At 63.6% G+C, this 26,643-nt stretch carries 25 protein-coding genes; 17 read left to right on the top strand and 8 right to left on the bottom strand.

Going from position 1 to position 26,643, the window contains the following annotated elements; all coding sequences use genetic code 11:
- The first annotated feature begins 1 nt into the window (after position 1).
- The 6 genes from arsC (at position 2) to U0034_RS12360 (ending at position 6,685) form a co-directional block, all read left to right on the top strand.
- A complete protein-coding gene (gene arsC / locus U0034_RS12385) occupies positions 2-424 on the top strand; it encodes an arsenate reductase (glutaredoxin) (protein ID WP_085227898.1) in 423 nt (140 codons plus the stop codon).
- Entirely contained in the window at positions 421-1,185 is a 765-nt protein-coding gene (gene arsH / locus U0034_RS12380; protein WP_085227897.1) for an arsenical resistance protein ArsH, read from the top strand. The genes arsC and arsH overlap by 4 nt, the downstream gene beginning before the upstream one ends.
- A 245-nt stretch (positions 1,186-1,430) precedes the next feature.
- Entirely contained in the window at positions 1,431-2,210 is a 780-nt protein-coding gene (locus U0034_RS12375) for an acetoacetate decarboxylase (protein WP_176072591.1), read from the top strand.
- Positions 2,211-2,380: 170 nt separating this feature from the next.
- Positions 2,381-3,652 carry a DUF3734 domain-containing protein gene (locus U0034_RS12370; RefSeq protein WP_085227895.1) on the top strand — a complete coding sequence of 424 codons (1,272 nt, stop codon included), beginning with the start codon at positions 2,381-2,383 and terminating at the stop codon, positions 3,650-3,652.
- Positions 3,653-3,869: 217 nt separating this feature from the next.
- Positions 3,870-4,904 carry an ABC transporter substrate-binding protein gene (locus U0034_RS12365; RefSeq protein ID WP_085227894.1) on the top strand — a complete coding sequence of 345 codons (1,035 nt, stop codon included), beginning with the start codon at positions 3,870-3,872 and terminating at the stop codon, positions 4,902-4,904.
- 95 nt (positions 4,905-4,999) lie between these two features.
- Positions 5,000-6,685, top strand: coding sequence for a GMC family oxidoreductase (locus U0034_RS12360; RefSeq protein ID WP_085227893.1), 1,686 nt, complete (start codon positions 5,000-5,002; stop codon positions 6,683-6,685).
- 68 nt (positions 6,686-6,753) lie between these two features.
- Here the strand turns inward: U0034_RS12360 and U0034_RS12355 are convergent, their stop codons facing one another.
- From U0034_RS12355 to U0034_RS12330, 6 genes are all read right to left on the bottom strand, one after another.
- Positions 6,754-8,181 (bottom strand): aldehyde dehydrogenase family protein, encoded by a 1,428-nt coding sequence (locus U0034_RS12355; RefSeq protein WP_085227892.1) that lies wholly within the window; start codon positions 8,179-8,181, stop codon positions 6,754-6,756.
- Complete coding sequence (locus U0034_RS12350) at positions 8,178-8,984, bottom strand: ABC transporter permease (RefSeq protein ID WP_085227891.1); 807 nt, start codon at positions 8,982-8,984, stop codon at positions 8,178-8,180. The genes U0034_RS12355 and U0034_RS12350 overlap by 4 nt, the downstream gene beginning before the upstream one ends.
- A complete protein-coding gene (locus U0034_RS12345; RefSeq protein ID WP_176072601.1) occupies positions 8,981-9,850 on the bottom strand; it encodes an ABC transporter permease in 870 nt (289 codons plus the stop codon). The genes U0034_RS12350 and U0034_RS12345 overlap by 4 nt, the downstream gene beginning before the upstream one ends.
- Before the next feature lie 38 nt (positions 9,851-9,888).
- Entirely contained in the window at positions 9,889-11,223 is a 1,335-nt protein-coding gene (locus tag U0034_RS12340) for an NAD(P)/FAD-dependent oxidoreductase (RefSeq protein ID WP_085227889.1), read from the bottom strand.
- A 2-nt stretch (positions 11,224-11,225) separates the two neighbouring features.
- Positions 11,226-11,936, bottom strand: a complete 711-nt coding sequence (locus tag U0034_RS12335) for an HAD-IA family hydrolase (RefSeq protein WP_085228108.1) — start codon at positions 11,934-11,936, stop codon at positions 11,226-11,228.
- Positions 11,937-12,004: 68 nt separating this feature from the next.
- Entirely contained in the window at positions 12,005-13,081 is a 1,077-nt protein-coding gene (locus tag U0034_RS12330; protein WP_085227888.1) for an ABC transporter ATP-binding protein, read from the bottom strand.
- 99 nt (positions 13,082-13,180) lie between these two features.
- Between U0034_RS12330 and U0034_RS12325 the strand changes: the two genes are divergently transcribed.
- The 3 genes from U0034_RS12325 (at position 13,181) to U0034_RS12315 (ending at position 16,945) form a co-directional block, all read left to right on the top strand.
- Positions 13,181-14,152, top strand: a complete 972-nt coding sequence (locus tag U0034_RS12325; RefSeq protein WP_085227887.1) for a LysR family transcriptional regulator — start codon at positions 13,181-13,183, stop codon at positions 14,150-14,152.
- A gap of 278 nt (positions 14,153-14,430) precedes the next feature.
- The gene (locus tag U0034_RS12320; RefSeq protein WP_085227886.1) at positions 14,431-14,685 is read left to right on the top strand and encodes a GlsB/YeaQ/YmgE family stress response membrane protein; all 255 of its coding nucleotides are present in this window, start codon (positions 14,431-14,433) and stop codon (positions 14,683-14,685) included.
- 127 nt (positions 14,686-14,812) lie between these two features.
- Positions 14,813-16,945 carry a hypothetical protein gene (locus U0034_RS12315; protein WP_139831161.1) on the top strand — a complete coding sequence of 711 codons (2,133 nt, stop codon included), beginning with the start codon at positions 14,813-14,815 and terminating at the stop codon, positions 16,943-16,945.
- An 8-nt stretch (positions 16,946-16,953) separates the two neighbouring features.
- Here U0034_RS12315 and U0034_RS12310 read toward each other — a convergent pair whose 3' ends face one another.
- Positions 16,954-18,354, bottom strand: coding sequence for a heavy metal sensor histidine kinase (locus U0034_RS12310; protein ID WP_085227884.1), 1,401 nt, complete (start codon positions 18,352-18,354; stop codon positions 16,954-16,956).
- Positions 18,351-19,022: a heavy metal response regulator transcription factor gene (locus U0034_RS12305; protein WP_085227883.1), complete on the bottom strand. Its 672-nt coding sequence runs from the start codon at positions 19,020-19,022 to the stop codon at positions 18,351-18,353. Before U0034_RS12305 ends, U0034_RS12310 begins: the two co-directional genes overlap by 4 nt.
- 753 nt (positions 19,023-19,775) lie before the next feature.
- On the opposite strand from U0034_RS12305, the gene U0034_RS12300 reads away from it, so the two are divergent.
- From U0034_RS12300 to U0034_RS12265, 8 genes are all read left to right on the top strand, one after another.
- The gene (locus tag U0034_RS12300; protein ID WP_085227881.1) at positions 19,776-20,075 is read left to right on the top strand and encodes a hypothetical protein; all 300 of its coding nucleotides are present in this window, start codon (positions 19,776-19,778) and stop codon (positions 20,073-20,075) included.
- Positions 20,072-21,568 (top strand): TolC family protein, encoded by a 1,497-nt coding sequence (locus U0034_RS12295; protein ID WP_085227880.1) that lies wholly within the window; start codon positions 20,072-20,074, stop codon positions 21,566-21,568. The genes U0034_RS12300 and U0034_RS12295 overlap by 4 nt, the downstream gene beginning before the upstream one ends.
- 1 nt (position 21,569) lies before the next feature.
- On the top strand, positions 21,570-22,865 hold the full coding sequence (locus tag U0034_RS12290; RefSeq protein WP_085227879.1) for a copper oxidase: 1,296 nt from the start codon (positions 21,570-21,572) through the stop codon (positions 22,863-22,865).
- Between the two features lie 66 nt (positions 22,866-22,931).
- Positions 22,932-23,312: a copper-binding protein gene (locus tag U0034_RS12285; RefSeq protein WP_085227878.1), complete on the top strand. Its 381-nt coding sequence runs from the start codon at positions 22,932-22,934 to the stop codon at positions 23,310-23,312.
- 59 nt (positions 23,313-23,371) lie between these two features.
- Positions 23,372-23,746, top strand: a complete 375-nt coding sequence (gene copC / locus U0034_RS12280) for a copper homeostasis periplasmic binding protein CopC (RefSeq protein ID WP_085227877.1) — start codon at positions 23,372-23,374, stop codon at positions 23,744-23,746.
- Entirely contained in the window at positions 23,747-24,688 is a 942-nt protein-coding gene (locus tag U0034_RS12275) for a copper resistance D family protein (protein ID WP_085227876.1), read from the top strand.
- Positions 24,689-24,880: 192 nt separating this feature from the next.
- The gene (locus tag U0034_RS12270) at positions 24,881-25,255 is read left to right on the top strand and encodes a hypothetical protein (RefSeq protein ID WP_085228107.1); all 375 of its coding nucleotides are present in this window, start codon (positions 24,881-24,883) and stop codon (positions 25,253-25,255) included.
- A 91-nt stretch (positions 25,256-25,346) separates the two neighbouring features.
- A complete protein-coding gene (locus U0034_RS12265; RefSeq protein WP_085227875.1) occupies positions 25,347-26,639 on the top strand; it encodes a TolC family protein in 1,293 nt (430 codons plus the stop codon).
- The last annotated feature ends 4 nt before the right edge of the window (positions 26,640-26,643 follow it).

Here is a 26,643-nt window from a genome sequence, read left to right as displayed (position 1 = left end):
CATGTCCGTCACCATCTATCACAACCCGGCATGCGGTACGTCGCGCAATACGCTCGCGATGATCCGCAATGCAGGCATCGAGCCGATCGTCGTCGAGTACCTGAAAACGCCCCCGAGCAAACAGGCATTGCAGCAGATGATCCGCGATGCGGGCCTGACGGTCAGGCAGGCCATCCGCGAAAAAGGAACGCCGTTCGCCGAACTCGGGCTCGGCGACCCGGCGCTCACTGACGCACAGTTGCTCGACGCCATGCTCGCGCATCCCATCCTCATCAACCGCCCGTTTGTCGTGACGGAGCTTGGAGCACGGCTATGCCGCCCGTCCGAGACCGTGCTCGACATTCTGCCCTCGCCGCAATCGGGCCCGTTCGCGAAGGAAGACGGCGAAGCCGTCATCGACGCACAAGGGCGGAGGATCAAGTGAGCACGGATCTCCCCCATGTCGTGCCGGCGGTGCTCGATAAGCCCGATATTCGGAAGCTCGAGCCCGCGCGCATCAGCACGCATCCGCCTCGCATTGCGCTGCTCTACGGCTCGCTGCGCGAGACGTCGTACAGCCGGCTGCTCGTGCTCGAAGCCGAACGGATCCTGCGGCATTTCGGCGCCGAGACGCGTGTGTTCGATCCGCATGGCCTGCCCATGTGCGACAGCGTTCCCGCGAATCATGCGAAAGTCGTCGAACTGCGCCAGCTCTCGCAATGGTCGGAAGGCCAGGTATGGTGCAGTCCCGAGCGTCACGGCACACTGACGGCCGTGTTCAAGAACCAGATCGACTGGCTGCCGCTCGAGATAGGCGGGATTCGACCAACGCAGGGCCGCACGCTCGCCGTCATGCAAGTGTGCGGCGGCTCCCAATCGTTCAATGCGGTCAACGCGCTGCGTGTGCTCGGGCGGTGGATGCGAATGGTCACCATCCCGAACCAGTCGTCGGTCGCCAAGGCGTACCAGGAATTCGACGCCAACGGTCGAATGAAACCGTCGTCCTACTATGACCGCCTCGTCGACGTGATGGAGGAACTCTACAAGTTCACGCTGCTCGTGCGCGATCGCAGCGATTATCTGACCGATCGTTATAGCGAACGCAAGGAAGCGGCGCCCGCGAATGCGACCGCGCTCGCCGCCGCTGCCATGAATCACGAGCACGCGGCCAGCAGCGGCGATACCGATAGCGGCGAAGTGGAATAGCCGGCGACCATCGCCGCCTCCGTGCGGCGCCGATCCCGATTGTTGCTAACGCAACAACACAGTAAGTCGCTTCCTGGCGTCACTATCGTCGTGCGCCGCGCTTACGATGTGTTCCGACGATGGCCACGCAAACGTTCCCGCCCGAAAAGCGGCGCGTCTCACAATGTGATTCGAACCCCGGTCATGCGTCGCTGCGCACGCGCTTTAGCCGCGCCTTACTTTGCCCGCCTACGGAGAACCGAACCGTGACCGAAGACGATATCCGCCAAAACGCATTCGCGATGCCTTTCGCCAATCCGGCGTATCCACGCCCGCCTTTCCGTTTCGTCAATCGCGAATACTTCATCATTTCCTACGAATCGGATATCGAGGCGATTCGCGCTGTCGTTCCCGCGCCGCTGACGGTCGATAACGCCATCGTGCATTATGAGTTTATTCGCATGCCCGATTCGTCGGGCTTCGGCGACTATACGGAAAGCGGTCAGGTCATCTCGGTACTGGATCCGCACGGCAACCGCGCGAATTTCACGCATTCCATGTACCTCGATGACGAAGGCCCGATTGCCGGCGGCCGCGAGATCTGGGGGTTTCCGAAAAAGCTCGCCTCGCCACGGCTATTCGTCGACGGCAAGGACACGTTGCTGGGCACGCTCGATTACGGCAGCCAGCGTATCGCCACGGGCACGATGGGCTATAAGTACCAGTCGGTCGATGCCGCCGCGGAGTGCCGCAAGCTCGCCGAAACACCGAACTACCTGCTCAAGATCATTCCGCACGTCGACGGCTCCGCGCGCGTTTGCGAGCTCGTGCGCTTCTTTCTGCGCGACGTCGAAGTGATCGGCGCCTGGGAAGGTCCCGCAGCCCTCGAATTGAAGCCCCACGCGCTCGCGCCGGTGGCCGGGCTGCCCGTGCGCAAAGTGATCGGCGCACGGCACCTCATGACACATCTGACGCTCGACATAGGCGAAGTGGCGTACGATTACCTCTCTGCCGCGCCGCCGATCAAACTCGCAGTCAATCAATGAGCAATCCGGAGCAAGCATGACACTGAACGACAAGGCTGCCCTCGTGCGCGCGAAAGTCATATGCTCCGGATCCGTCCGCACACTGCCCAGCGCCTCGCGGGCACCGGAGGAGGCCCCGCCAGCGGGAATCCCCGCGCTCGCGGGCCGGTTCATGCAGCAAGGAGGCCGGTATGTCCGCTAGTCAGCGCAACAAGCTGCAGGCCGCCCCTCCCCTCAATCTGCCGCCTTACGACGAAATCGGTCTCGTGCTCCAAGGCGGCGGTGCGCTCGGCTCGTATCAAGCCGGCGTATATGAAGGGCTCGCCGAAGCGGGCATCGAGCCGACCACGATCTCGGGCATTTCCATCGGTGCGCTGAACACCGCCATCATCGCCGGCAACGCGCCGGAGGATCGGGTTGCGGCCCTGCGCGGCTTCTGGAACACGATCAGCCAGCCGGCGGATTTTCTCGCGCACCTGGGCGCACGCATGCCCGCCTGGCCCGGGCTCGAACACTTCGGGCGCAAGTGGTCGGGCGCATGGGCGGCTACGCGCACACTGCTGGAGGGACAGGCGGGCTTCTTCTTGCCGCGCTTGCATGCGCCGTTCGGCGCGCACCTCAAGAAACGCCCCGATCAGTTGAGCTATTACGACACCGCGGCGTTACGCGAGACGCTGCTCCAGTACGCCGACTTCGATCGCATCAACGACGGCAGGATCCGCGTATCCGTGGGCGCGGTCAACGTGCGAACCGGCAATCTCGTCTACTTCGACAATGCCGCGATGCGGCTCGCTCCGGAACATTTCATTGCATCCGGCGCATTGCCGCCCGGTTTCCCGGCGGTCGAGATCGACGGCGAGTTCTACTGGGATGGCGGACTGGTGTCCAATACGCCACTGACGGAAATCATCAGGGAGTGCCAGCACAAAGACACGATCGTGTTTCAGGTGGATCTATGGAGTGCGCGAGGCAAGCTGCCCAGCGATCTGCTCGATGTCAGCGAGCGCATGAAAGACATCCAGTATTCGAGCCGTACGCGCGCCATCACCGCCTTCATGTCGCAAAACCAGAAGCACGCCCAGATGATCAAGGCGCTGCTCGAATATATTCCCGAAGAGGTGCGGCTTGCGCACCCGCTGCTGCGAGAGGCTCAGAAAACGGCCAACGGCAACGCGGTGAACGTCGTACACCTGATCTATAAGGACAAGTGGTTCGAGGGGCATTACAAGGACTACGAGTTCAGCAAAGCGACGATGCGCGAGCACTGGGCGAGCGGCCTGGAAGACATCCGCCGATCGTTCGCGCATCCGGAGTGGTTCGACATTCCGAGCCGGGACGTGGGCTTCGTGACCCACGATGTGCACCGGTACAGACAGGACGCCGACCGCCCCGCCCTTCCCGAAGAAAAGCGTTCACCGCAGCCATTGCCTGCCGCGGACAAAGACCTGTCGCGCATGGAGTAGGCGGCGCGAGATCCGCCGATCGCCGCTCCCTCATCGGGGTTAACGCGGCATTACATCAGGTCATGCCGACTCCAACAATTTCGGCGTTGTACCCGCTAAATTGGCTCACTATATTCGAAGCACTCCGCGAGGGCGATCGACCTCGCGGTAGCGCCGATACGGCCGTGTTCCCGCTGGGGCAACATTGACCTCTCATTCGAGTCGAGGAAGCAACGTTATGAAACTGAAGAGCTTGTGCCCGGTCGCCATAACACTCGCGTTCGGTTACGCGCCCGCGTTTGCCGCCGGCGAAATAACGTTCGTATCGCAAGGCGGGGCGTATCAGGAAGCGCAGACGAAGGCGATTCTCGACCCGGCCGCCAAACAACTCGGCATCGCAATCAAGCAAGACAGCATTCCCGACGCATGGCCGCAAATCAAGGCTCAAGGCACAACGGGCAAGCCGATTTGGGATGTGGTCGACACCCCTACGTCGAACTGCCTGCGCGGGGGGCGCGAGGGGCTGCTCGAGAAGCTCGACTTCTCGAAGATGCCGAACGCTGCGGCGGTCCCCGAAAAGTACCGCACCCCCTACTCGGTCGCGTACGAGTTCTACTCCACGGTGATCGGCTACAACAAGAAGACCGTGAAGAAGGTTCCGCAAAGCTGGGCGGACTTCTGGAACGTAAAGGGCTTCCCGGGCACGCGCGCGCTGCGCAACGATCCGCAGACTGTACTGGAGGCCGCGCTGCTCGCCGACGGCGTGCCGCGCAACAAGCTCTATCCGCTCGACGTCGATCGTGCGTTCAGAAAGCTCGCGCAAATAAAGCCTGACATAGCCGTGTGGTGGACGTCGGGCGGCCAGTCCGCGCAGTTGCTGCACGACGGCGAAGTGGATATGGAAATGATCTGGAACGGTCGCGCGAGCGCGGTCGCAAAGGACAATCCGGATATCGCGTTCACCTATAACGACGGCATTCTTCAGAACACGCAACTGTGCATTCTCAAGAACGCACCGAATCTCGCAAACGCCGTACGGTTCGTCGATATGGCAGTGTCGCCCGATCTTCAGGCGAATTTGCCCACCTATATCGACTACGGGCCGGGCAACCCGGCCGCGTACAAGACCGGGAAGATCTCGGCGAAGCGCGCGAGCGAGTTGCCCAGTTCGCCCGAGAATGCAAACAAGCAGGCTCTGATGTCCGAGGAATGGTGGGCGTCCGAAGCAGGCGTCCAGGCGAAGGCACGCTGGCTCAAGTTCATGCAGCAGTAATGCATCGATGAAGGGCCGCGGATGGCATGCCTTGTCAGATGCCATCCGCGCATGCCATCTGCGCGCGTCTATTCCCGTATCGATCACTCGCGACTGTGTACGATTACCTCATTCTCGGAGGCGGGTCGGCGGGCTGCGTACTTGCCGCGCGCCTCACCGAAGACGCCGGCAAGACGGTCTGCCTCGTAGAAGCGGGACGCGATCTCACCCAGGCGTCGATGCCGGCCGATATCCGCAGCCGATATCCAGGGCGGGCCTATCTGGACACACGCAACATCTGGCAGCGTTTGCAAGCGCGCATGAGCGCGCCCGCTGCGCCGCGGCGCTACGAGCAGGCCCGCGTGCTCGGTGGCGGCTCGGCGATCAATGCCTTGATGGCCAATCGCGGTGCGCCTGCCGACTATGACGAATGGGACGCGCTCGGCGCAACCGGCTGGAACTGGGCACAGTGCCTGCCCTACTTTCGCAAGCTCGAAACCGATCGCGATCTGGATGGGCCGCTTCACGGCGCGCACGGGCCGCTGTGCGTTCGCCGTGCGAGTGCCGATCGGCTTTCGCCGTTCGTGCGCGGCGTGCTCGGCGCGCTCGAGCGGCGCGGCTATCCACAGCGGATCGATCAGAACGGGCAGTGGGAAGACGGCGCCTATGTGGGCGTCATCGCGGTCAGTGCAGCAGGCGAACGCATTCCGACGTCGATCTGTTATCTCGACGAGCACGCCCGGGCACGACCGAATCTGACGGTACACACCGGCGCGCTTGCCGAGCGCGTGATATTCGACGGCCGCCGTGCCATCGGCGCCGACGTGCGCCTCGCCGATGGCGAGCGCCGCACGTTGCACGCGCAACGGGTCATCGTCAGCATGGGCGCAATCCATAGTCCCGCGCTGCTCATGCGCAGCGGAGTCGGCCCCGTCGACGCACTCGCGGCATACGGCATCGGCGTCGTTGCCGCGCGGGACGGCGTTGGCCGCAACCTGATGGAACACCCCTCCATTGCGGTATCGGCGTTCCTGCCGCGTGAAATGCGTACCCCCTTTCCCGACGAGCATCATGAGCAGGCGGTCATCCGCTACTCGTCCGGCCTCCCCGGCACGCCTGCGGGCGACATGCACGGCGCGATCCTCTCTCGCTCCGGCTGGCACTCGATCGGATATCGCCTTGGTACGATGTTCTTCTGGGTCAACAAATCGTACTCGCGCGGCTGCGTGCGGCTCGCCTCGGCCCACGCGGATCGAGAACCCGCTGTCGAGTTCTCGATGCTGTCCGACCCGCGCGACCTCGAACGGCTCAAAGACGCCGTACGTTTCGGCGCGCATACGCTCGCCGACCCGGCGCTCGCGCCGCGGCTCGGGCCGATCTTTCCGTCGAGCTACTCTCCACGCGTCGCCGCGGTCGCCGAGCCCGGCAAGCTCAACGCGACGCAGCGCGGCGCACTCAGTGCGCTGCTCGACGTTGCCGGGCCACTACGAGGCGCGCTGATCGCTCGCGTCATTACGCAAGGCATCTCGCTCGATGCGCTTTTAGCCGATGACGCGGCGCTGACCGAGTTCGTCATTCGGTCTGTCGGTGGAACGTGGCATCCGTCGGGCACTTGTCGGATGGGAGCCCCGAACGATCCGCTCGCGGTAACGGCGCCGGACGGCACGGTGTACGGCGTGGAGGGGCTGACGGTCTGCGACGCATCGTTGATGCCTTCGATACCCTGCGCGAACACGAACGTGCCGACGATCATGATCGCGGAGCGAATCGCCGACATGCTGCGCGGACGGCCAGTGCAATAGCGGGAGGCATGCGGCGTTCGCACTCGCCGAGCGCCTGTCCGCCATCTACCGTGTGCCGCGCCGGGCGATCAGCCTCCGTGCCCGATGACCCCCTTCACTTCGAGAAACGATTCGAGCCCCCATTCGCCGTACTCCCGTCCGTTTCCGGATTGCTTGTAACCACCGAACGGCGCACCAGGGTCCCATGCGGGGTAGTTCAGGTGAATGCTCCCCGCACGCAGTCTGAACGCAACGCGACGGGCACGATCGAGATCGCGCGACTGCACGTATGCGGCAAGCCCATAGGGGCTGTCGTTGGCGATTGCGATGGCGTCCTCCTCGTCGCGATAAGGCAGGATCGACAACACGGGCCCGAAGATCTCTTCGCGCGCAACCGCCATGTCGGGCCGTACGTCCGCAAACACCGTCGGGCGCACGTAGTAGCCGCGCTCCAGTCCCTCGGGCCGGCCGAGCCCACCGGCGACGAGCGTCGCACCTTCGTCAATGCCGGCTGCAATCAACCGTTGCACGCGCTCGAACTGCACGTGGCTGACAACCGGGCCCATCGTCGTTTCCGGAGCATCGGCGGGGCCGACGCAATGCGCAGTTGCTGCGCGCCGCGCGATCTCGACAGCCTCACCGTGACGCGCGGCCGGCACGAGCATGCGCGTCGGTGCATTACACGATTGCCCGCTGTTGTTGAAACAGCTGTTGACGCCCCTCGTCACTGCCGCATCGAAATCGACATCGTCGAGCAGCAGATTCGCGGACTTGCCACCCAGTTCCTGGTGCACGCGCTTGACGGTCGGCGCGGCGAGCGTCGCCACCTGTACCCCGGCTCGCGTCGAACCGGTGAAGGAGACCATATCCACGTCCGGATGAGCGCACAACCTGGCACCGACCGTTGGGCCATCGCCATGCACGAGGTTGAAAACACCGGCCGGCACACCCGCCTCCTCGAGCACTTCGGCGAAGAGCACGGCGTTCAAGGGCGATACCTCGCTGGGCTTGAGCACCATTGTGCAGCCCGCCACGAGCGCCGGCGCAACCTTGCAGACGATCTGATTGATCGGCCAGTTCCACGGCGTGATCAGCGCGGCAACGCCGACCGGCTCGTAGCACACGAGCGTCGTGCCCTTCTGGCGCCGCCACGCGAACGTTTCGCAGGTACGCAGCAGTTCTTCCAGATGCCGGCGCCCGAGCCCCGCTTGCCAGTCCCGCGCAAGCTGACGCGGCGCGCCGATCTCGCGCGAGATCGTGTCGGCGATCTCGTCGCTGCGGGTCAGATAGACGTCGAGAATCCGGCGTACGAGCGCAATGCGCTCGGCAGGATCGGTCAGCGCGAACGTCGGGAACGCCCGCTTCGCGGCAGCCACGGCCCGATCGACGTCGCGCGCCTCGCCGAGCGCGACCTCCGCGAACGGCGCTTCGGTGCACGGATCGATTACCGGCAGCCGTGCATCGCCGGCCGGGGCGCTCCACGCGCCATCGATGTAGAACTTCAAGGCATTCTTCATGCGCGCGCTGCCTCCGCAATGCCGCCGCCGCGGCGACTGATGACCATCATGAGTATCAACGCCAGCGTGAGCGCCGTGAGCATCGTGCTGATCGCCGCAATCGTCGGATCGATCTCGTCGCGCAGCGTAACGAACATCCGGCGCGTGAGCGTCTGGTTCCCACCGCCCGAAACGAAGAGCGCGACGACCGTCTCGTCCAGCGCCTGAATGAACACGAACACCGCGCCCGAGATCACGCTCGAGCGGATCTGCGGCAACGTCACGGCCACGAAGCTGCGCAGCCGGTTCATTCCCAGGCTGCGCGCAGCCATCTCCTGCGCGTGGTCGAAGGAGCGCAGGTCCGCACCGACGGCGATGACGACATACGGCAATCCGAGCATCGTATTGGCAAGAACCAGCCCGCCGAGCGTGTTCACGTAGTCCATTCGCGCATAGACGAAGAATACGCCCACGGCAACGATGATGATGGGCACCATCAGCGGCAGCATCAGCACCGTGCGCAGTCGGCGGATCAGCGGATGTGCGCCATGTTCGATCGCATAGGCCGCCGCGATTCCAATGGGTGTCGCGATGGCAGTCGCGCACGAAGAGACGATGAGCGTCGTGCGCGCAGCCGCGAGCCAATCCGGATTGCCGAAGAACGCCTGGTACCACCGCAGTGACAGCGCCGGCGGCGGGAACGTCATGAAACGCGTATCGGAGAACGAGAGCGGCACGACGATCACGACGGGAATCATCAGAAACGCAAGGATGAGGGCGACCGATGCGACGAGCAGCCCGCGCACGAGCGGATTGGGTTTCATTTCGCCCCCAATGTCTTGTCGAGAGGGATCACGCGGCTCGCCGCGTAGAAGATCGCGAACACGCACAGCAGCAGCACGACGCTCAACGAACTCGCCGCCCCCCAGCTGTTGTAGATTTCCACATTGCGGCTCACGACCATCGAGACCATGATCGACTTGCCGCCGCCCATGAGCTCCGGCGTGATGTAGAAACCCAGACAAAGCACGAACACAAGCGTGACGCCGGCCACGACACCGCCCATCGACAAGGGCAGAAACACACGCACGAACGCGTGGGCCGGCGAGGCTCCGAGGCTCGCTGCCGCCTGCGACAAACTACCGGGGATCTTTTGCATCGCCGAGTAAAGCGGCAGGACCATGAACGGCAAGAGTATATGGACCATCGCGATGATGGTGCCGAACTCGTTGTAGGCGAGCCGCAGCGGTTGATCGACGAGACCGGACGCAACGAGCGCCTTGTTGACGATGCCGGTGCGCTGGAGCAGCACGAGCCATGCATAGGTGCGCACGAGCACGCTCGTCCAGAACGGCAGGACCACCATCCCGAGGATCAACGCGCTCACCCTGGGGCGCACGGACGCCGCAAGATAAGCCACCGGGTAGCCGAGCAGCAGCGTGATGCCGGTGACGATGCCACTCAGCTTGAACGTGAGCAAAAAAGTGTCGAGATAGGTGCCGCTGAAAAGGCGCCGGTAATTCGCGAGCGTGAAGCCGCCGTCCTGCCGGATCGATTGCCACGACAACCATGCAAGCGGCACGACGAGCAGAACGACGACGATCGCCAATGCTGGCGCCATCAGCAACAACATCGCGCGATCCTCGCGCCGCTGGTGGCGCCTCGCCGCATGTGTCTCGCTCGAGCGCATCATGTCGTACTCGGAAACGATTCCCCTGGCAGTGGCCATCATACCCCCATGGCATCGAGAAGCTGGTACCAAGCCGCGACGAGCCGGACCCCGGGGCCACGCAGCGAATGAAATGGGACGGGCCGCAGCCCCTTTTGCGCGAGCAGCGCAAGATCGGGCGTTTCTCCGAGCGCCAGCGCGGCGGCGTGTTGGCCGACAAGGCTCGCCATGGCAATGCCGGCGCCGTTGTAGCCGAGGCAGAACACCGTGGCCTCATCGCTGCGGCCCACGTGAGGCAGCGCGTTGAAGGTCATGCCGACATAGCCCGACCACTGGAATTCGATGCGCAGGCCCTCGAGATCGGGGAACAACGCAACCATTGCGCGGCGCAGCGCGTCGAAGCCGGTGCGCTGCCCCTCCTTGCCGAATGCATCGCGCCCACCGAACAGCATGCGTCCGTCGGCACGGCGAAACCATTTCATCATCCGACGCGTCTCGGTATAGCTGCGCCGGGCGACCATCAGTTTCGCGTCCAGTTCGGCCGGCAGCCGCTCGGTCGCGATCATCGCGCTGCGAAACGGCACCAGCTCGCGCCGATAGGCGGCCGTTGCCGGCGTCAGGCCGCAATAGGCGTTCGTCGCGACGATCAGTTGCTTCGCGCGCACCGTGGCCGCCGGCGTGCGCGCACTGACGCCCGGCTTGCCCGGCACCCGCTCGATCGCCACCACGGGCGTCGCTTCGTGAATCGGCACGCCGCGCGCGGCAAGACCGCGCGCAATACCACGCACGTATTCGAGCGGCAGGATGGTACCGGCATCCGCGCTCAGCACCCCACCGACAAACCCTTTCGATCCCGACTCCGCCTCGATCTCGCCGCGCGTCAACACCGTCATCGAACGATCGCCGAGCGAGGTGCGCACCCAGTCCGCTTCGGCAACGCAAGCGGCGAGCGCGCGTTCGGTGTGCGCGCAGCGCAGGCTACCCGTGCGCTCGAACGCCGCCCCCGCGATGGCAAACTCGTCGACGAACGATTCGACGGCTCGCACCCCATCGTGCGCCAGCCGATGCATCCGCTTGGCGACGTCGAGCCCGTGCGCCGCCGCGATCGCCGGAAACGACAACCGGAACTTCGACGACACGACCCCGCCGTTGCGCCCGCTCGCGCCCCACCCCACCGGATTGGCGTCGAGCACCACGCACGGCACACCGCGCCGGCTCAATGCGTGCGCGGCCGCAAGGCCCGAATAGCCGGCGCCGATCACGGCAACGTCGGTCTGCACGTCCCGCGCGAGCGGCCCGCCGCCGATCGGCAGATCGAGCTCACCGGTGCGCGCAGCGAGGTGGCGCCAAAGCGAATCGGGCTGCGGCGAGGAAGAGACGAGCGGCGCGAGCATGATCAGGCCAGGGCGAGTTCGGCTTCCACGGCATCCGCGAGCGCGGCGAGCGTCGGAAAGCAGAACGTCGGCGTCGTGATCCGTTCGGGCACCGGCGTCGCGCCGAAGCCTTTCTGGCCCTGGCGGCGTTCTATCCAGCAAGTCGCGTAGCCCAGTTGCGTCGCCACACCGATGTCGTGGTACTGGCTTTGCGCCGTATGAAGAATCTCGCGAAACTTGTAGCCGAATGCGGCTTGGCGCCCGCGGTTGTACGCGAAGAACTGAGGGTCCGGCTTGGCAACGCCGGTCTCGTCGCAGCAAACGGAGTCGTCGAAAGGGTCGCCGAGCGTGTGCGCGTAAGAGGAAAGCGCAACGCGGTCCGCGTTCGTCATCGCAACCAGCCGGAAATGCTTGCGCAGCCGTTTGAGGGCTTCGACCGAATCCGCGAATGCGGGCCACTCGAGCACGTCGCGCTGAAACGCGGCGGCCGATTGCGCATCGTCGGGCAAGCCCAGTTCCTTCGCGAGCGACAGATAGACGTTCGCCATTTCATGGCTGGATCGCCCCGGAAACCTGGCGCGACCGCGCATGTACGGCTCGAAGATCTGTTCGTCGCTCAGATCCCGAGCGGCGGGGCCGCCGAGGCGGCGCACCGATGCAAGCACCCCCTGCTCGAAGTCGATGAGCGTGCCGACGACGTCGAATGTCAGCACCTTGAAATCGGTGAGCTTCATGAGTTCATCCTTGATTGCGTTGCGTTGTGGCTGATAAGGGAAAGGCAGTGCCGGGCGCAGTTGCTCCGTCATGCCGGTACGACGATCGTGTCGCGCGGAGAAAGCGCGACGCGCACCGAAGCGCCGGGCTGCGGGACCCGCTGCCGCGCCTCGTGATTGCCGGGCTGGCGCAGGCTGACCGTCGTGCCGTCGGCGAGCGACGCAAACACGCGCAGGCTCTCGCCCTGGTACAACACCTCTGTCACACGCGCGGTAAGCCGGTTCGCGTCGGGCGGTGCGTCGCCCACGTCGATCACGAGTTTCTCGGTCTGCACCGCGAGCAGCAAACGGTCGGCGGGCGGAAGCGGGTACGCGGTGCGCAGCACGGCCTCGCCGAGGCGCACGGCATCCACGCCGGCCCGCGTGACGGGCAGCAATGTGGCCTCGCCGATGAAGCTCGCTACGAAGGCGTTGCAGGGCCGGTCATACAAATGCTCGGGCGTATCGACCTGCACAAGCCTGCCGTCTTTCAGCACGGCGACCCGGTCGCTCATCGTCAGCGCTTCGCGCTGGTCATGCGTGACATAGACAATCGTCGCCCCGAGCCGGCGATGCAGCCGCCGCAGCTCGATTTGCATCGTCTCGCGCAACTGCTTGTCGAGCGCGGAGAGCGGCTCGTCCATCAAGATCAGTTGCGGCTCGAACACCATCGCTCGGGCGAGCGCGACGCGCTGCCGTTGCCCGCCCGACAATTCGCCGATCCTTCGGTGTTCGTAGCCGCGAAGCTCGACCATTGCGAGCGCATCCGCCACTTTGCGGGCCCAGCCAGCCCGAGGCTCGCGGCGGGCGCGCAATGGAAATGCGATATTCTCGCCGACGGTCATATGAGGAAAGAGCGCGTAGCTCTGAAACACCATGCCGATGTTGCGCTTGTGCGGCGGCACGAATGTAATGTCCCGGTCGCCCACCCAGACGCTACCGGCACTGGGCTGGACGAAGCCGCCCAGGATGCCGAGCAACGTCGTCTTGCCGGACCCGGACGGTCCGAGCAGCGAGACGAATTCGCCCTGCGAGACGTCGAGCGACACATCGTCCAGCGCCACGACTGGCCCGTAACGCTTTGCGGCGGATCGAATCGATACGCCGGTTCTGGCTCGTGCATCCATCGTTGGGTTCTCGCTCGGCTGCCTCGTTGATGAAAAATATAGGCGCCGACTTTTTTGGCCGCAATTCCCGAATTGTTGGATTGGGCATAACATGACGTCATGCCCAGCCTACGCAGAAAGCTACCCAGCGCCAACGCGCTTTTCGTGTTCGAAGCGGCCGCGCGTTGCGGCAACTTCACGCGCGCGGCGCAGGAGTTGTACGTCAGCCAGCCGGCCGTCAGCCGGATGCTCTCGCGCATGGAGGACCATCTCGGTGTGCGCCTCTTCGAGCGCGTGCACGGCGGCATAGAGCTGACCGAGAACGGCCGGATCCTGTACCGAAAGATTTCCGAGGGATTGAACGGCATCGAGGACGCGATTCGCGAGATCGAAGCGCGTGCGACAGGCATCGAGCCCGTCACGCTGTCGGTGTCGACCGCATTCACGACACACTGGCTGATGCCGCGTATGAGCCGGCTCAATCAGGCTTTTCCCGCGATCGACTTGCGCTTCCAATTGATTTCCGGCCGGATCGGCGGCCCGCTCGGCGATGTGGATCTCGGGATGCGTTTCGTGCATGAGGGCGAAATGCGCGAGAACAGTGTGCCCGTGATGCCGGAGATCCTGCTCCCCGTTTGCAATCCGCGCTATCAGGAACTCGCGTACACCGACGAATGGCGCGCTCACGGCGACACCGTGATCGTGATGGATGACGAAGAGCGTGGCTGGCACGCGCGGTTTGCCGCCTTCAAGAACGGAACGCGGCATGCGGCCAGCGTATTGAGCTTCAACGACTACGCCATCGTCGTACAGGCGGCACTGCTCGGCCAGGGAATCGCACTTGGCTGGGTGAACGTCGTCATGCACTGGCTTGCGCAGCACGCGCTCGTGCCGGCGGAAAACGAGGTGCGGGTTACGGACCGCATGTGCTGCCTTTCATGGGCGCCGGGCCGGCCCATGCGGCCGATCGTGGTCGCCGTGCGCGATTGGCTGATCGCCGAGATGCGTGCGGATATCGAGGCGGTCGATGCGGCTTATCCCGCTCTCGGGCTGTCTGCGGCAGTGGGAGCGGGACTGAGAAGGTGGGCCTAGCGGCACACTCGAAACAGATCGACATGCCAATCGGGACCAAAATATCTGCGCGGGTCAATCCCGGAGAAGCCAACGATCCTGGGCCGCACGCGACGGATTAAAGGCTTTGATGCCGCATTCGCTCTCTCTTTGAGAAATGCGCCGCACAATCAGCACAATCAGCACAATCACGCTGTCGACTCATGTATCCATTGCTATAGAAGTTGACGGAGGCACCGCCTGCCTGAATAATCGTTCGACATCGACGTTTTCGCAACAGCAAAAATGAGGTGGCTTCCATGGCGGCACACGGGATCATTGCTTGGCTCATCATCGGCGCTGTGGCAGGCTGGCTTGCCGGCCTGATAGTCGGTGGAGGCGGCTTCGGCCTGCTCGGCGATATCGCTGTCGGCATCATCGGTGCGATTGCGGGAGGCTGGCTGGCGGGCGTGCTCCATATTCATGTCGGCAGCGGTTTCATTGCATCGATCATCACGGCCACGGTTGGCGCGGTCGTTCTCATCCTGCTGCTAAGGTTGATTCGGCGGGCGTAGCCCGGTCGTCGCATCTCGCTGTTCGAGGTCCGACGAGTCGGAGCACCGCTCGGGCGGGCAGGCGTCTGGAGTCGTCGCCGTTGACGATCCATCGTCAATTCGCTCGTCTTCGTTATGTCATTGGAACATGCCCAAGTTCCTCACGCAGCGCGGCAGCCCACAAGACGAAGTAATCCGTTGGCGCCGCGCGGTCGGCCAATATGACGCAAACCGCGCAGGCAGCGACGCGCAACCGACGCGCAGTCTTCGACATCGCACGAGCGATGCGGCTCGGTTACCCCGTGCGCCCTCGGAAGAGGAGATTGCGGACTTCCTCGCGGTAGTCTCGGAGGTCGGAAATCCATTACCCACTGGACTGCCGACTACGTACGCACCACGGCCGTCGCGATTGGTCGCGCGCACCGCGCTGCAATTCATCGCGCTCTCGCTGTATGTCTTGCCGACACTGGTAGCCCCCGGAGGCGCCGCCGAGCTACGAGACGACTTCGGAGGCGCGCGTGGCAACGAAGGGCCCGATGCCGGCTCGAACGAAGGAGAAAACATTCCGAATGAGAAGCCTTCGTCCGCTGGAGATGCCGCCAGTGCGCCCCTCGCTGCGCTCAATACGTCTTTGCGTACGCTGAACTCGACGGGTCACGAGTTCGAACCGCCCGGCAGCGGCGGCGCACAAGCCCCGGCACCGCCAAGGCTGACACGACGGCGCAGAAAAGCTCACCGTCGCAAATACCATGTCAAACATACCCACCGCCCCGCCGCCCCCGGCAAACCGTTGCTGACCAGGGCAACCGAGAGCATGCCGCGGCGGCGGGAGGTCGCCAGGGACATGCTGCGAGACAACAACATAGATCCACAGCAGAAATTTACCGTGATTTACCGCTATCCGCACTCAGAGAAAGACGAGCTCGACGTAGCCGCGGAAGATATCTATATGGAGTACGGCCTCAACATACCTGTTCTCGACGGAAGTGTCCGGGAATATCCCAAAATAATCCGCGACCTGCCCAGCCTGAACAAGGAGTTCGACAAGCGGGTGGAGGCCCACATCGAAAATTCGATACGCGACGGCACGCAGGAAATTGTCCGAAAGATCGCTGAGCGTGGCATAACCGATGGCGAAAAATTTGCCGTATCGCAGGTCAAATCCGCAAAGCGCTCCGAGGATTGGATCAGCCGGAGTTCGACTGATGGCGCCATAATGAGAATCGAAAACAATGCGGGCGAAAGCAAATTCGTCGCCATAGTGCCAACGCATCCGGATCTCGTGATCGCCATTCCCGAAAACGAAGAAGAGCGGCTCGAATGGATCCAGCTCAACGAGCATCTGTTTTTCGGCGATGAGCTGGGGCATCTCGAGTGGGGCAAGAGCTACGTCACGTTTGATTACCCTGAAACCTCTCTTCTCGATGACATTCTCGGGCGGTCGGGAACCGTAGCCGAATCGAATGCGGAAGACGCGGCCAAAAAAATTTCCGATCACATATTTCGATCGACGCTAATGGGAAAGAAGAAAGAAGCGTATGAAGAAACCGAAATGGAGGGGTATACCAACATGCACCGCACGATGATGTTCCCTCCGTACGGCATCTATGAAGCTAAACGCCAGCATGATCTCGGCGATGATCCGGAGGCAGCCAAGCAGGTGGTCATGGTAGCGATTTCTGCGTTGCCAACAGTGGTGGGAGGGGTAGGAAGCGCAGTAGGCCGAGGGTCCAGGATAACGAGAGTCGTGATCAAAGTTGGAAAAACGGTGAAAACCGTAAAAACAGTCGTCGCGACAGGAGGGCGCGCCCACAACACGGTCAGAAAGCTCGCGCGGGTCGTCACGAGAAGTGCTCAGTCGAGGGTGGGAAGGAGATTGGCTCGTGGCGGCGTATGCTGGGATGCAGTCATAAATTTCGAGAAGGAAGCCGGGTTGATACCAGCCAGCCGCGCGCAGGCACTGCATACCGTGACGCGCGCGGGACAATTCAGCGAATTTTTGAAAAACGCGCGCCAGGTAGCCACGCCGACCGAATTTGCAAAAGTCTCTTCGGGGCAGCGCATCGGGTTCATCGGCGTCAGGGACGGCACATTGAAACACGCCATGGTATCCACCGGACACGGCAAGGCAATAGGCGTCAACAACGGTTTTCTCGACGCCAAACTGAGTCCGGGGTGGACCGAAATCGACCTGACCAGGAGCCTGCGCTGGAAAGACGGCCTCGTCCACTCCGCGGACGGCAAGGTGAGCATGCGCCTGATGGTGGCGAATCCGGCTTGAGTGCCGGCTCATGTCCCCGCGGAAGCGGGAAAGCGGAGGGTGAAAGTGGTGCCGGCGTCGCTGCTCGCCACATCGACGCTTCCGCGGTGCAGTTCCATGATCGATTTGACGATGGCGAGGCCCAGCCCGGCGTTCCTGGATGAGCCATGCCGGGCGGCGTCAACGCGGTAGAAGCGCTCAAAAATGCGATCGATGTGCTCCGGCGCGATCGGCCGCCCGCTATTCGTCACCTCGATCGCGGTGCAGCCGGCCGGCTGAAAAGCACCCAGCACGACAGTCGACCCCGCCGTCGCATGGTCGATGGCATTCGACACGAGATTGCTGAGCGCCCGCCGAAACAACGTGGCGTCCGCGGATACGCGCGCGTCGCCGCGGACCACGATGTCCACGTTCTTTTCGTCGGCAATGGCTTGGAAATACGAAGCCAACCGCATCAGCTCGATCCGCGAGTCGAGATCCGACAGCTTCAGGTGTTGCTGCGCGTTATCGGTACGCGCGAGGAACAGCATGTTCTCGATCATGCGCTGCAGGCGCTCGCATTCCTCGATGTTCGAGTCGATCAACGCCTCATATTCCTCGCTCGTCCGCGGCCGAGACAACGTGACCTGTGACGAACTGATCACGTTCGCGAGCGGCGTACGCATATCGTGGGCGAGGTCGGAGGAAAACTGGGAAAGGCGCACGAATGCACGTTCGAGCCGATCCAACATCCGGTTGACCGACGAGGCGAGTTCGCGCAGCTCGATCGGTCCGCCGCGTATGTCGAGCCGCTCGCTCAGATTGTGTGCCTCGATGGTCGATGTCTGGCGGCCCAGGGTTTCCACCGGGCGCAGTCCGCGGCGGGCGATCGCATAACCCAAGCCGCCGAGCAATGTCGCGCCCGCGGCAACCGCAAACCAGATGTCGACGCGATAGCTCTTGAGCAGCGACTGTCGGTCAGTCGCGGTCCGCACGAGCGCGATCCGGATCTCCTCTCCTGACGGCAGCGTGTCGCTCGCGACGATACAGCGCGACGGACCTATTCCCGGCGGCTCGCAGGTATAGGGAACGCGAGCGGGCTGGCCGCGCGGCGAGATCGCGCTGAACGACACGGCCGGCCCGGCCGTGTGTTCGACGAGCGACCGGTCGTGCGCGTCGTCAATGCCCAGGTACACGCCGGGATGCGAAAGAAGCACCTCATGAAACACCGCTGGCGTTGCGCGAATTCGCTGCGTCGAGCCGCTTGCCCGGGCCAACTGCAGGAACTGGCTCAGTTTGCCCGCGATCTCGATGTCGTCGCGCCGTTGCAGTTCGGTGGACAGAGACCGATACAGGTAAGCACCGGTCAGCGCAAACGCCGTTCCGGCAACAAGGGCAAAGGCGAGCGTCAAGCGCGTAAGCAGCGAATAAGGCGCCACCTTTTCCGTCATGAACGATCCTCGAGGACGTACCCCATCCCCCGGATGGTGTGAATCAGTTTTCGATCATACGGATTGTCGATCTTGGCACGCAGGCGTTTGATCGCGGCGTCGACGACGTTCGTATCGCTGTCGAAGTTCATGTCCCAGATCTGAGAAGTAATGAACGTGCGCGTCAAAACCTCGCCTTCGCGCTCGGCCAGGAGTTGCAGCAACGCGAACTCCTGCGCGGTCAAGTCGATACGATCGTCGCCACGGCGTACCCGCCGCTTGAGCAGGTCGATCTCCAGATCGGCGATGGCGAGCCGGTCCCGGATGTTTCTCGGCGCGCGCCGCATCAAAGACCGGATACGTGCGAGGAACTCGGCATAGGCGAACGGCTTCGGCAGATAGTCGTCGGCACCGAGTTCGAGACCAGCCACCTTGTCCTCGATCGCCTCGCGCGCGGTCAACAGGAGAACGGGCGTCTGCTTTTCCGCCCGAAGGCGCTTGAGCACCTCGAATCCGTCCAATTGCGGCAGCATGACATCGAGCACGATCAGATCGAAGTGTTCGTGCAGTGCCAGAAACAATCCGTCCTTGCCGTTTGCGGCGAGGTCGACCGTATAGCTTGCCTCCGTCAGCCCCTTCTGGAGATATGACGCCATCTTCGGCTCGTCTTCGACTATGAGTATCCGCATGAAAGTCCAGTGGAACGATCGGGGCTCAGTAAGCATACGTGCGCCGAAGCGCCCAAAAAATGACGGCCGGATGACAATTTTTTCACGAAGCCCCGGAGCTGGACTCAGGCGACGACATCGCGCCCGTGGATGAAAAATTTGTCATTTTCCAACCACCTCGCCGTCAGGCATCGGTCGATAATCTAGCCCCTGGCGAAACCGCCGGTGGTTACAGCCGGACACGCCTCCGATCTTATCCTGTCGACTTGCCCGGCCAGACTCCGCACCCATGTCATATTGGCGCAAACTCTTCATCGTCGTGCTGTTGGCACTGAGCTTGCCTGCTCAGTCGTCGACGGCTGCCCCGATGAAATGCATTACCGCGCAAGCTGACGCCGGCGAGGCGGCAACCGCGCATGTCGAGCACGATCGGTCGGAACATCATCTTCGCATATACGACCCCGCACTCGCTGTCGACGCCCCTCGCCAAACGGATTGTCACGGTCATCACGCGCATTCGTGTTCGGCGTGTTCGGCGTGCTGCCTGGGCACCGCGTTGCCCGTGGGCGCCATCATCGTCGTGTCTTCGGACGCCACTCACGTCGCGACGTCCGCTCAGCCTTGCGCCGGTGTCGTGTCTTTTCTGACCGGCGGCATCGAGCGGCCTCCCCGCTCCACGCTCGTCTAATGCTCCACTGCGGTTAAACCCGCGATATGCCATTCGTACTGGCGGTCCTGCCTCGACCCGCCAGATGATCGACGACGAGAACATCTATGCGACTGATTTCTGCGGCATTGCTCGGCGTGGCGGCTTCATGGCCGGCGCTCGTGCATGCCACCACCACGACTCCCGACCCGGCGGACGCCACAGGCCCCGTCCCGGCGATCGCAGCTCCGCTGGCCTTCGATGGCTACCGGCCCTACGACGAAAGCGGCAACCGGTCTTGGCAGGAACTCAATCAAGCGGTCCAGGACAAGCCGTTCAAGGGCGGCGCACCCCATGACGGCGCCATGAGCAAGCCAACGGCCGGCGGCAAGTCGAACCATTCGCAGCACGGAGAAACTCACCGATGATGCAGCGATTCGTTTGCATGCGCGGAGCTGCCGGCATCCTCGTCATGGTGTTGCTCGTCGGCTGCACCACGTTCTCGAAGGACGGCGGGTTCGGTGCGGTGTCGTCAGCGGCCACGGAACGGCTCGGCAAGGAGGCAGCGATCGTCAAGACCGATGCCGACCGCGATGCCGTGGCGAAGCGCACGAAGGAACTGCTTGCCAAGCCCCTTTCCATGGATGACGCGGTGCAGGTCGCCCTGCTCAACAACCGGGGCCTGCAGGCCTCGTACGCGCAGTTGGGACTTTCCGAAGCCGACCTGGTGCAGGCCGGACGGCTCCCGAACCCGGGTTTCACATTCAGCCGCACGCGAGCGGGCAATGGCGATCTGAGCATCGACCGCACCTTCTCGGCGAGCGTGCTCGGCATTCTGACGCTGCCGCTCGCGGCGAACATCGAGCGTCGGCGCTTCGAACAAACGAAGCTCGATACAGCCGATGCCATGCTGAACGTGGCGGCGCAGGCGCGTCGCGCATACATCGACGCAGTGGCCGCCGCACAGGCCGCCAGGTATGCTGACCAGGTGAAAGACTCGGCGGACGCCAGCGCGGAACTCGCCTCGCGCATGCGGCAGGCCGGAAACTTCAGCAAGCTCGATTACGCACGCGAACAGGCGTTTTACGCGGACTCGATCGCCCAAGCGGCCAAGACCCGCCATGAGGCCTTATCGGCGAGGGAGAAACTGACGCGGGCCATGGGCGTATGGGGCGCCGATACGCAGTACACCCTTCCCGAGCGGCTGCCGGACCTGCCGAAGGCGCGCCCCGAATTGAAGGACCTCGAGCGGTTCGCGATGAGCAACCGTCTCGATATCGAGGCGGCCAGACTGCAGACACAAAGCGTTGCCGCATCGTTGGGGCTGAGCAAGGCCACTCGCTTCGTCAACGCGCTCGATATCGGCTACCAGAACAACTACGAAACCGATAAGGGACACGAGCACGGCTACGAAATCAGTGTCGAAATCCCGATTTTCGATTTCGGCAGCGCCAAGGTCGCGCGCGCCGAGGCCATCTACATGCAATCGGCCAACCGGCTCGCCCAGACGGCGATCGATGCGCGCTCGGAGGTACGCGAATCGTATTCGGCGTACGTGACCGGTTACGACGTTGCAAAGCACTATCGGGACGAAGTCGTGCCGCTTCGCAAGACGATCTCGGACGAAACCTTGCTTCGCTACAACGGCATGCTGGCCAGTGTCTTCGAACTGCTTGCCGATTCGCGCGAGCAGGCGGGCGCGGTCAACAGCTATATCGATTCGCTGAAGGATTACTGGCTGGCGGAAACCGATCTCGAGCAAGCGTTGGGCGGGCGTCTGCCGCAAACCGAGGCCGGCCCGACGCCGGCCACGCCTGCGGGCGCGGCACGCCCGGCGGAACCCCGCCCCGCTCAGTCAACGCAGCCGGCGCCTGCCCCTTCGGCACGGCCGGCACCCGTCACGCATTCGGAAGATCAATAACATGGTGTCTCGTCGACAATTCCTGAGCGGCTCGGGGGCTGCAATCCTCGGTGCGGCGATGGTCAGCAAGGCCGGCGCCGCTGCGCTGCCCGAAGCCCCGACCATGACGAACGCGGCGATGCAGCCGCCGCTCGTGCCGCCCAACGGCCGCCCCTATACGCCAGTCGCCACGCTGAACGGCTGGACGTTGCCATGGCGGATGAAAAATGGCTGGAAGGAGTTTCACCTGACGGCCGAACCCGTGGTGCGCGAAATGGCGCCCGGCATGAAAGCGAATCTGTGGGGCTATAACGGGCAATCGCCGGGTCCGACGATCGAGGCCGTCGAAGGCGACAAGGTTCGCATTTTCGTGACGAACAAGCTGCCCGAGCACACGACGATCCACTGGCACGGGATGCTGCTGCCCAACGGCATGGATGGCGTCGGCGGGCTGACGCAACCCCAGATCCCGCCCGGCAAGACGTTTGTCTACGAGTTCCTGCTCGAAAAGCACGGCACGTTCATGTATCACCCGCACGCCGACGAAATGGTGCAGATGGCGATGGGCATGATGGGCGCGTTCGTCGTGCACCCGAAAGACCGCGGCGTAATGCCGGTCGACCGCGATTTCGTATTCCTGCTGGCCGCCTACGACATCGATCCTGGCAGCTTCACGCCGCGTGTGAACGAAATGACGGACTTCAACATGTGGACGTTCAACTCCCGCGTGTTTCCGGGTATCGATCCGCTGCCGGTGCGGGCGGGCGATCGCGTGCGCATCCGGTTCGGCAATCTCACGATGACGAACCATCCGATTCATCTGCACGGGTACAGCTTCGAGGTGGCCGGCACGGACGGAGGCTGGGTTCCGCCGGCCGCTCGCTGGCCCGAGGTGACGACGGATGTCGCCGTCGGCCAGATGCGCGCAATCGAGTTCACCGCGGACCGGCCGGGAGACTGGGCGTTTCATTGCCACAAGTCGCACCACACGATGAACGCGATGGGGCACAGCGTGCCGAACATGATCGGCGTGCCGCAGAAGGACCTGGCCAAACGCATCGGCAAGCTGGTACCGGACTACATGGCCATGGGCAGCACCGGGGGCGCGATGGGCGAGATGGAGATGCCTTTGCCTGACAACACGCTGCCGATGATGACGGGCACCGGGCCTTTCGGCCCGCTGGAAATGGGCGGCATGTTCACCGTCGTCAAGGTCCGACAGGGGCTCGCGCGCAACGACTACCGCGACCCGGGCTGGTTCAGGCATCCCAAGAGCACCGTCGCCTATGAATATACCGGCGAACTGCCGGAGCGCTGACCGACACAGCAAGGTCGACTCCCCGCGCGACCATCGATTTCATCACGTCAACTCAGGAGTAAGCAGATGAAGAAAGCAGTGTTCTCGATTGCCATGGGCGGCGCGCTCGCGCTGTCCGCCGCGGCGTACGCGGCCGGCGATATGGGCGATATGGGCGATATGGGCCATATGAACATGAGCCACATGGACATGAGCGGCAGCGCAAAGCAAACCGCCGATGCGAAGAACGGCATGTCGCACGGCGAAATCAGGAAAGTCGACACCACCGCCGGCAAGCTGACCATCAAGCACGGTCCGCTCGAAAACCTCGGCATGGATGCCATGACGATGGTGTTCAAGGTGAAGAATCCCGGCATGCTGTCGCAGGTGAAGGTCGGCGACAAGATCGACTTCGTCGCCGAAGAAGTGAACGGCGCGTTGACCGTCGTCGAGCTGCAAAAGCAGTGACGGCATCCGATGGGGACGCAGGCCCTGGGTCCCCACCCTCTCCCGGGACGAACGAAACCATGAAGACTTTGACTCTCAGACACTTCGCCGGGCTGGCGCTCGCCGCCGCCACGGCATGCGCGCCCATCGCGGCGCTTGCGCACGGCAAACTCGAAAGCGCGGCGCCCGCGTCGGGCGCCACGATGGACGTCGCGCCCGATGCCGTGCGACTCACCTTCAACGAAGATCTCGAGCCGACTTTCAGCTCGGTGAAAATCGCGGATGCCGCGGGGGCGCCGGTGACCCGGGAAAAGGCAAAGATCGACGCGAGCAATCCGCGCGTCATGGCGCTGCCCCTGCCGAAGCTCGCGTCCGGCGCGTATACGGTTCAGTGGGCCGTCATGACGGCAGACGCGCATAAGACCAAGGGTACGTACACGTTCAAGGTGAAGTGAATGAACGAGGGGTTCCTGGGCATCCTGCGCCTGATCTCCGTGGCAATCCAGAACGTGGGCTTCGCCGTGATCGTCGGCACGCTCCTCGGCAGCCAGTGGCTCGCGCGCGGCCAATCCGCCTGGCAAGACCAGGTTGGCCGAAAGCTCGTTGTCGTACTTCGGACGGCATCCGCTCTTTCGCTGCTGGCGAGTGCGTTGTCGTTCTGGGCACATTGCGCGTTGATGAGCGATTCGACGTTGCTCGAGGCCTGGCCAGCCGTATCGTCGATGCTTGCCGGAACCGGCTTCGGACACGCCTGGCTGGTCGGTGCGTTTTTCACGCTTTGCATCGTCGTGTTGGCATGCCTGCGCTCGGGCAGCGCAACCCGCTTCCCTTATGGGATCTGGATGGCGCTCGCCGGCGTGGCGCTGGCGCGCAGCAACGGCGGCCATCCCGTCGATAGCGGCCTGTTCAGCCTGCCCGTATGGGTGGACTGGTTGCATCTGCTCGCCATCAGCGCGTGGGTGGGACTCGTTCTGGTGACGACTTACATCGTCATGCCGCGCCTCGTCGATGCGCCCGGGAACGAACGCCAGACCAGCGCGTCGTTCGTGCAATCGCTCTCCGACGCGTCGACGTACGCCCTGGTCATCCTCTTCAGCACCGGGGCATACAACGGCTGGCGAGGCGTCAACACGCCGTTGAACCTGTGGGAGTCGACATACGGACAGATCCTGCTGCTGAAGCTCGCGCTCGTGCTCGTCGCCGCGGCGCTCGGCGGGCACAACCGTTTCTTCGAAATGCCGGCGCTGTTGTCCGCGCTGAAGAACCCTGCGAAAGCAGTGCCTATCGTGCCGCTTCGGCGCTTCGGCGCCGTACTCCACGTCGAATCGCTGATCTTGCTTGGCGTTTTGATGGTCGCCGCGGTGCTCGTTTCCAGCCCGTTGCCGGGCGCGACGTGATTCGTTCGATGCAGTGTATCCACGCGGATGGTCTGTCTCATTGATGTGCAAGTGGTCAGCGAGCGGACCATCGCTTTGTCGGCCCGGCTTGGATAGCCGGGCTCTTTTTTACGGCCTGGCGCGATGCGGCCATCGATCGCGGCAATAACGCCACAAGCCGGCCAAGCCCGTCGGAAGACTATAATGCGGACCATGAAGCTGCTCCGGACCGTCATCCTGCTACTGCTTTGCGCAGCGCTGCCCATCACAGGGCTGGCGGCGAGCGGGCTGGCTGGCGAGTGCCCGATGCAACAATCGATGTCCCTGGATGCGGATTCGGGCACGTCGGCGGGCATGCCGGGCTGCGACTCGATGAAACCGTCGTCGGCAGCCAAGGCAAAAGCAAAGGCAAAGGGTGTGTACTGCAAGGTCACCACTCAATGCGAGTTCGGCAGCCTCTACCATCCAACGGCCGGCACCGCCGTCAGCCGCCCCGCATCGCTCGCCCATCCGGTCGTCTTCCACTACGCCGAATATCTGCCGATCCGCGACCCGAACGGGTTGTGGCGACCTCCGCGCCTCATCTGATCCCACGCTGACAGGTTCACCGCGAATGCGGTGAGGTTCGTCCTATGCCAGGACGTGAAATCCCTATGGATTTCGCCGTTGGGGTTAGAACATGCAACTCTTTTTTCGCACGCCGCCGCGTCGGCGTGTTCCTCCGCGCGTGCACATGATCGTTGCCGCGCTGCTTGCCGCGGGCGTCGTGCACGCGCAGCAAGCGCCGTTCACGCTCGACGCCGCTTTGCAGTCGGCCAGTGACCACTCGGCGTCGATGCTGGCCGCGCAGGCCTCGGTACGGGCCAGCTCGGAAGCGGCCGTCAGGGCCGGACAACTGCCGGACCCGATGCTGAAAGCCGGCATCGACAACCTGCCGGTGAACGGGCCGCAGCGCTTCACCGTGGGCCAGGACTTCATGACGATGCGGCGCATCGGCATCGCGCAGGAGTGGGTCTCCGGCGAAAAGCGGCAGCTTCGCTCCGCGCTGGCGAGCGAAGTCGTCAGGCGCGAGCGCGCCGGCTATCTGGTGCAGCTCGCCAATGTCCGCCAGCAGACCGCGACAGCCTGGCTCGAGGCCACCTACGCGAAGCAGGCGCTCGGACTTCGGCAGGCATTGCTCGATCACATGCGCCACGAACTGGCGGTAACGAAAGCGTCGTACCGCGGGGCGAAGACGAGCGCGGCCGACGTGGTGCAGGCGCAAGCAATGCTGGCGCAGACGGAAGACCAGGTTCTCAAGGCGCAGCAGACCTATCAGACCGCACTCATCGGTCTGTCACGGTGGACGGCGGTGCCGGTGTCCGACGTAACGGGCGAGCCGCCCGCGCCGGAATCGTTCGTGTCGTCCCTGCCGCCGGACGAATTGCGTATTTCGCAGCCGACGCTCGTGGCCGCTGCCGACGAAATAGCGGTTGCCGAAGCCGATACGGCGGTGGCGAGCAGCGAACGGCGCCCCAACTGGACGTGGGAGCTCGCCTACCAGCAGCGCGGCGGTGCGTATTCGAACATGGTGTCGGTGGGTGTCACCATCCCGCTGCCGTTGAATCGAAAGAATCGTCAGGACCGTGACGTCGCCGAGAAAGCCGAACTCGCAGCGAAGGCCCGGCTGATGTACGAGGACACGCTGCGGCAGGTCCAGGCCGAAATCCGCGCCGAGTCCGCCACGCTGGCGAGCGGCCGGGCGCGCATCGCCAACCTGAGCCAGTCTTTTCTGCCCGCTGCCGACCAGCGCGTGCAGCTCGCCGATGCGGCATACCGAGCCGGGACCGGCTCGCTCGCGGACACATTTTCCACCCGACGCGCACAGATCGAGGCACAGATCCAGGTGCTCGACCTGAAGCGCGAGGTGTCCCAAACCTGGGCGCAGCTCGAATATCAGGTCGTGCCGCCCACGATGGCGGCAGCGCTGTGAAGGA

It is taken from the genome of Trinickia caryophylli, from assembly GCF_034424545.1.
GTDB classification, from domain to species: domain Bacteria; phylum Pseudomonadota; class Gammaproteobacteria; order Burkholderiales; family Burkholderiaceae; genus Trinickia; species Trinickia caryophylli.
Note: the sequence above shows the minus strand (reverse complement) of the source record. Positions and strands in the feature narration are given on the sequence as shown.

Coding starts and splice junctions, on each gene's coding strand:
- arsC (WP_085227898.1), top strand. CDS start 2: ATGTCCGTCACCATCTATCACAACCCGGCATGCGGTACGTCGCGCAAT.
- U0034_RS12370 (WP_085227895.1), top strand. CDS start 2,381: ATGTCCGCTAGTCAGCGCAACAAGCTGCAGGCCGCCCCTCCCCTCAAT.
- U0034_RS12365 (WP_085227894.1), top strand. CDS start 3,870: ATGAAACTGAAGAGCTTGTGCCCGGTCGCCATAACACTCGCGTTCGGT.
- U0034_RS12355 (WP_085227892.1), bottom strand. CDS start 8,181: ATGAAGAATGCCTTGAAGTTCTACATCGATGGCGCGTGGAGCGCCCCG.
- U0034_RS12350 (WP_085227891.1), bottom strand. CDS start 8,984: ATGAAACCCAATCCGCTCGTGCGCGGGCTGCTCGTCGCATCGGTCGCC.
- U0034_RS12345 (WP_176072601.1), bottom strand. CDS start 9,850: ATGCGCTCGAGCGAGACACATGCGGCGAGGCGCCACCAGCGGCGCGAG.
- U0034_RS12340 (WP_085227889.1), bottom strand. CDS start 11,223: ATGCTCGCGCCGCTCGTCTCTTCCTCGCCGCAGCCCGATTCGCTTTGG.
- U0034_RS12335 (WP_085228108.1), bottom strand. CDS start 11,936: ATGAAGCTCACCGATTTCAAGGTGCTGACATTCGACGTCGTCGGCACG.
- U0034_RS12330 (WP_085227888.1), bottom strand. CDS start 13,081: ATGGATGCACGAGCCAGAACCGGCGTATCGATTCGATCCGCCGCAAAG.
- U0034_RS12325 (WP_085227887.1), top strand. CDS start 13,181: ATGCCCAGCCTACGCAGAAAGCTACCCAGCGCCAACGCGCTTTTCGTG.
- U0034_RS12320 (WP_085227886.1), top strand. CDS start 14,431: ATGGCGGCACACGGGATCATTGCTTGGCTCATCATCGGCGCTGTGGCA.
- U0034_RS12315 (WP_139831161.1), top strand. CDS start 14,813: ATGCCCAAGTTCCTCACGCAGCGCGGCAGCCCACAAGACGAAGTAATC.
- U0034_RS12310 (WP_085227884.1), bottom strand. CDS start 18,354: ATGACGGAAAAGGTGGCGCCTTATTCGCTGCTTACGCGCTTGACGCTC.
- U0034_RS12305 (WP_085227883.1), bottom strand. CDS start 19,022: ATGCGGATACTCATAGTCGAAGACGAGCCGAAGATGGCGTCATATCTC.
- U0034_RS12300 (WP_085227881.1), top strand. CDS start 19,776: ATGCGACTGATTTCTGCGGCATTGCTCGGCGTGGCGGCTTCATGGCCG.
- U0034_RS12295 (WP_085227880.1), top strand. CDS start 20,072: ATGATGCAGCGATTCGTTTGCATGCGCGGAGCTGCCGGCATCCTCGTC.
- U0034_RS12290 (WP_085227879.1), top strand. CDS start 21,570: ATGGTGTCTCGTCGACAATTCCTGAGCGGCTCGGGGGCTGCAATCCTC.
- U0034_RS12285 (WP_085227878.1), top strand. CDS start 22,932: ATGAAGAAAGCAGTGTTCTCGATTGCCATGGGCGGCGCGCTCGCGCTG.
- copC (WP_085227877.1), top strand. CDS start 23,372: ATGAAGACTTTGACTCTCAGACACTTCGCCGGGCTGGCGCTCGCCGCC.
- U0034_RS12275 (WP_085227876.1), top strand. CDS start 23,747: ATGAACGAGGGGTTCCTGGGCATCCTGCGCCTGATCTCCGTGGCAATC.
- U0034_RS12270 (WP_085228107.1), top strand. CDS start 24,881: ATGAAGCTGCTCCGGACCGTCATCCTGCTACTGCTTTGCGCAGCGCTG.
- U0034_RS12265 (WP_085227875.1), top strand. CDS start 25,347: ATGCAACTCTTTTTTCGCACGCCGCCGCGTCGGCGTGTTCCTCCGCGC.